Origin of the sequence: Micromonospora sp. RV43 (assembly GCF_001029515.1) — a bacterium.
GTDB classification, from domain to species: Bacteria; Actinomycetota; Actinomycetes; order Mycobacteriales; family Micromonosporaceae; genus Micromonospora; species Micromonospora aurantiaca.
Genome location: NZ_LEKG01000303.1, coordinates 1 through 4,509, shown reverse-complemented (window position 1 = coordinate 4,509; position 4,509 = coordinate 1). Strand labels below are relative to the sequence as shown.

The 4,509-nt window shown below is 66.7% G+C and carries 4 protein-coding genes; 1 reads left to right on the top strand and 3 read right to left on the bottom strand.

Annotation, left to right across the window (positions count from 1 at the left end; all coding sequences use genetic code 11):
• Positions 1–1,083: 1,083 nt before the first annotated feature.
• Positions 1,084–1,779, bottom strand: a complete 696-nt coding sequence (locus tag ABD52_RS36385) for a suppressor of fused domain protein (protein ID WP_047894740.1) — start codon at positions 1,777–1,779, stop codon at positions 1,084–1,086.
• Between the two features lie 147 nt (positions 1,780–1,926).
• On the opposite strand from ABD52_RS36385, the gene ABD52_RS36380 reads away from it, so the two are divergent.
• Complete coding sequence (locus ABD52_RS36380) at positions 1,927–2,211, top strand: hypothetical protein (protein ID WP_047894739.1); 285 nt, start codon at positions 1,927–1,929, stop codon at positions 2,209–2,211.
• 65 nt (positions 2,212–2,276) lie between these two features.
• Here the strand turns inward: ABD52_RS36380 and ABD52_RS36375 are convergent, their stop codons facing one another.
• Complete coding sequence (locus ABD52_RS36375) at positions 2,277–3,080, bottom strand: hypothetical protein (RefSeq protein WP_053065542.1); 804 nt, start codon at positions 3,078–3,080, stop codon at positions 2,277–2,279.
• A gap of 254 nt (positions 3,081–3,334) precedes the next feature.
• Entirely contained in the window at positions 3,335–4,030 is a 696-nt protein-coding gene (locus tag ABD52_RS36370; protein WP_235437673.1) for a hypothetical protein, read from the bottom strand.
• Positions 4,031–4,509: the final 479 nt, after the last annotated feature.

Below are 4,509 nucleotides of genomic sequence, written 5' to 3'. Positions count from 1 at the left end.
CGAGGTGGTTCAGGCTGCGGGTGGACAACGGAATCGCGGCAGGGTAAGACAGCACAGCGAGGCTCCCGGTTGGGGCATCTGATCTTGGTCGATTGCTGTCTTACCGGGAGCCTCGTCCTACCTGGACACCGGCCTCCCACACCGCCCGTGACCTGCGCCGTCACGATGAAAATGGCTCACTGATCTCGGCATGAGCGGACGTCGGCCTATGAAGCGGAGCCGCCGGTGCTGACGCTTCCGGGCGCGCCGAAGAGGTCACCGCTCAGGAAGCCCTGGTCAGATGGCTGCCAGTGGGATTCGAGTCTCAACTGCCGGAATCCCTACCAACTCCGCCGTCGCGGATCTAGAGCCGAACGTCGATGTAGGATCGTCCCGGCGACTGGCGTCAGCGAGCCCAGGACGAAGAAGCCGACAGCAGGCAGGCGGGGAGCAACCGGAGATGACCACTTCGGCGTTCTCTGGGAGGTCACGCCAGGCGCTCGCCCACATCGCCGCAGGTGAAGCCATCCGCTCTTCCCGGCATGGGTGAGCACTTCGGGTGCGGTGACCACTTCGACAACCTGCACCCAATCTGCACCCACCTGTAAGGTACGAGCCCCCACAAGCCCTTTACCGGCCTGACCTGCGAACACTCCCCCACCAGGCGATATTGAGTGCCGTTGACTGCTGTTCGCTGCCGTTGAGTGCAGTTGTGTGAAGCAGGACGCCGCACGGACTTTGACCTGCGGAAGCGCGAAGCCCCAGGCAGGGGTGGGTGCAGTTGGGTGCGGTCAGATCCCGTTCGGTGCGGTTCAGCGCCGTTCAGGGCACCCTGTTGCTCCCAACCCGCTCCCCCGATCCGGGGCCCGCGACCGGGTTGATGCCTCCAGGCTGTGCCGGACCGTCCTGCACGTCGTTCGTCAGACTCCGTGGCCGCATGCTCAAGCCGTCCTAGTGACGCCAACGCCGGCTCAGCAACCGTTGGGCTCAACTGCTTCCGATCCGCTCCCACGGCCCGCTTGTCAACCGACAAGCTCAGACATGCCGCGCCCATCAGCGGAAAAAGCGCGCACGTGACCTTGGTCAGCGCGTCCGATCGAGCTATCAAGCGTACGAGGGCCGGCGCGGGTCCAGCAACTCGGTGATGCGGCCGCGGTCGAGGACTTCGATGAGTGCATTGGTACCGCGATCGACGTTGACTGCAATCTCCTTTGGGTGCAGAGGGATCAACGCGAGCAACGCGATTCGCATGCCGCCGCCGACGTCGATCGTCCGCGCCTCGGGCGGCACCCGCAGCATCGGCGTGACGACGACCCCGGCGAACGGGGTGTCCGTAGCGTACGGCTGCGCGGGATCGCCGTTCGGCACGGAATGCCATTCGCCGATCCAGGTTCCGTACTCGTGCGGCAGCCGAGCTACCTGCTTGAGGATCCGCAGCGGCCACCCGGTTTCGTCACCGAGCCCGGCCACCTCGGCCAGCGGCCAGTCTGCCGGCAAGCTGAGCATCAGTTCGGCGTACGGGCTGATGTCGTGGCCCTCCGGGACCGTCATCGGCAGCTCACTCATCCCAGAAGTGATCAGCGTCCGGTACGGGCGTTTTTCGGTCGGAGCCACGACATAGACATGCACACCGACCAGGTGCGAGGCGATCTCGTGGTAGACGAACTCGACGGGCCCGAAGTGTTCCTCGATGTGTCGGTCGATAGCGTCGGCGAAGGCCTGCTGCGGCCCTTGTGCCGGTACGAACCCGTCGTGCAGCGACTGATGACGGAGGACCCCTGACCCGCGCGACTCGTCCATGGCGACGCAGCCTATGCAAGGGTTCAACGAGGGCGCGACCGGGCACGCCCATCGGCACATCCGGACGCTGGCGAACGGCGCCGACGGCACTCGGGTGACGAGCGCTTCGCGGCAGATCCGCGCATGCGCGGACCTACGCTTACAGCCATGGACGGCCGCTTCTATCGTCGTCGCTGGGACGAATCGCGCGGCGACGAGTTCGACGCTTGGGGACACTCAGTCTGGTACTTCGAGGTGGATGACGACGGTTGGCCGGTTCGGCAGGTCGAGGTGTACGACCGCGGCCCAGTCCTCCGGTACGGGCCCGGACATGAGGCAGACCAATACGGCGGCCTCGGGCAGGCGAGCCTGGATGATCCTGAAGAAGACTGGAGCCAGTTCGTCGTCACACGAGACGCGTTCGAGCACGTCTGGGACTCCGCTGGCGGGTAGCCCGAGCCTCAAGACCCGCGCGCCTCGCGCATGACAGTGCATGGGCCCCGCTGGCTAGGGTCGTCTCAGGGAGAGCCGGGGCAGTGGCACCGCAGTTGAGGGCGGAGCTCGTCGGCGCGTTCGTGGCGGATGGCGTGCGCCCGACTGCGGACTTGTTGCAGTTGGCCGGAGGTCAGGCGGCGGGCGTTCCAGATCAGCTCGGCGGCCTCGGCTGCGTCTGGGTGGGCTGGCGGGCGGTTGCCGGTCAGGTCGATGCCGGTCAGCGCGCTCAGATCGCGGGATGAGATATCAGGGAAAGAGGCGAACCCGGCAAGGAGGTCGGATGTCAGCGGCTTCCTGCCGTGTCCGATCGCGCCGATCGTTGACGCCGACAGCACATCGCGGCGGCCGAGGCCGTACAGGTATCTCGCAGCACCTAACCAGCTGACGTTGCGGTTGTGCAGCAGGCGCACTACCAAGCCGCCAGCGTTGTTCGGGTACTTCTGATACGGCGGCGTTGGTGTCGACGGCCCCTGCGGGCGGCGCTGCTGAGGCAGCGACCGGACGAACTGCTGCAGCTCCGGTACGGCCCGTGGCAGGTGCGTCAGGGACCATGAGAGCGAACCGGGATCGCCGGCTGCGGTCGCGTCCAGAGGAGCAAGATCGTCAGGCACCCGCTGACCCGCGATGACGAACACGTCGCTTGCATGCAGGCCGAGGACGGGGGCAAGTCGGCGCAGCAGTGACGGATCGGGCTCGCCGCCATCGAGCACCGATGTGATCAGGGGCTCCGGGACGGCCGCTCGGCAGGCCATGGAGTTGGCGTCAACGCCACGCAACTCGGCCAGCCGCATCAACTGCACGCCGAAGGCCGGCAGTGTCTCCACCATCCCAGCCTAGGGCCCAACTCGCTGGACCTGCCTCGCAGACCGCCAATCAGCGAGGAACCACTGTCGCCAGGCGGATCAGGCGCTCGGACGGCGGCATGAGCGGATGGTCTCTATCGGAGTCTGGGTGATGGCATGCTGGCGCACCGGCTACTGGCGGGATGGCCGGATCCCGCCAGTTCCGTGCGGGCGCCCACGATGACTCGGGCAAGATCGGCATGCGCAGCCTGATCCGCTCGGAGATGAAGGAGTAACCGCTACCGACAGCCGCTGCGCACGAAGGGCTGCACAGCCCAGTAGTGAGCCGCGGCCGCCGGCACCGAGCCGACGGCGAGGACCCACTCGTCGCCGAGCGTGCCTATAACGAGGTCGCCGTTCTCGAACCGCAGCACGAGACCAGCGCAGACCGCGTCGCCGTCGTGGCCGAGGATCACAGCGCCGTCGGTGAGTCGAGCCCCAGTGAACCCGGAGAGCACGTCCGGACGCCGTGCCGGGCCGACCCTGGTCTCTCCGTGCTCGTCCATGTCGTAGGAACGGTACGGATCCTCCTTCGCAAGCAGGAGTTGGTCACCGCGGCCGTTCAGACCGACCGGCACCGCGCACTCGAAGAACAACCAAGCGTGCAGCAGGCTCTCGGCGTCCGGCTCACGCCGTCCCTCGTACCAGTGCCGGGCCTCCGTCACGGCGTCGAGCCGTCGGCCCACCATGCTCTTCAGCCACGACGCGACCATCTCGGGATCGCTGAAGCCTACGTACGGCACCGGGTGCTCGACGCGCAGCGCCTGCCACACGGCGTGGGCAGTGGCCTCGTAGACGTCGCCCACGCTGGTGTCGACCTCGGTGATGACCACGTCGGTCACGGTTACCCTCGCCGCCGCGGGGAGTCCACGCAGAGCCCACCGAGCGCCCAGCTCAGCTTCCCGCCGGTGTTCGTCGACCGCGACGGCGGTCACCTCTACCTCGGACCGGCTCGATGCCGCGACCTCGACGGTGACCTGAGCGAATCGCGAGGAGCGATTCGTCTGCCGCAGCAAGCGGAAGGTCGTCATGGTTCTGATGGTTCCAGGCAGGTTCTGGCCTCGGCACGTGGGTGCCGAGCAAACCGACAGGGCTGGCGAACGGTGAAGCACCCAAAAAAAGTCAGTCGCTCGCGGTGGCTCACACCCCCGACTGCCACCTGACCAACCCGGCAACGTCCGCTTCTCGGCATGAGCGGATGTCGCCGACCCATGAGGCGGAGTCCTCGGCGCTGACGGTTTCGGGCACGCCGAAGAGGTCACCGCCCCAGGAAGCCCTGGTCAGATGGCTGCTACAGAGGTTGAAAGGCCAAGGTTCGAGTTATCTCGGTGGCTCGGGTTCGAGGGTCATGCCGGTGCTGGCGAAGAAGCCGGCGAGGAGATCGGTCTGTTGCTGACACGCGCGTAGTCGACGT

Excerpts from the sequence above, each read along its gene's own strand:
- ABD52_RS36380 (WP_047894739.1), top strand. The coding sequence starts at position 1,927 with ATGGACGGCCGCTTCTATCGTCGTCGCTGGGACGAATCGCGCGGCGAC.
- ABD52_RS36385 (WP_047894740.1), bottom strand. The coding sequence starts at position 1,779 with ATGGACGAGTCGCGCGGGTCAGGGGTCCTCCGTCATCAGTCGCTGCAC.
- ABD52_RS36375 (WP_053065542.1), bottom strand. The coding sequence starts at position 3,080 with ATGGTGGAGACACTGCCGGCCTTCGGCGTGCAGTTGATGCGGCTGGCC.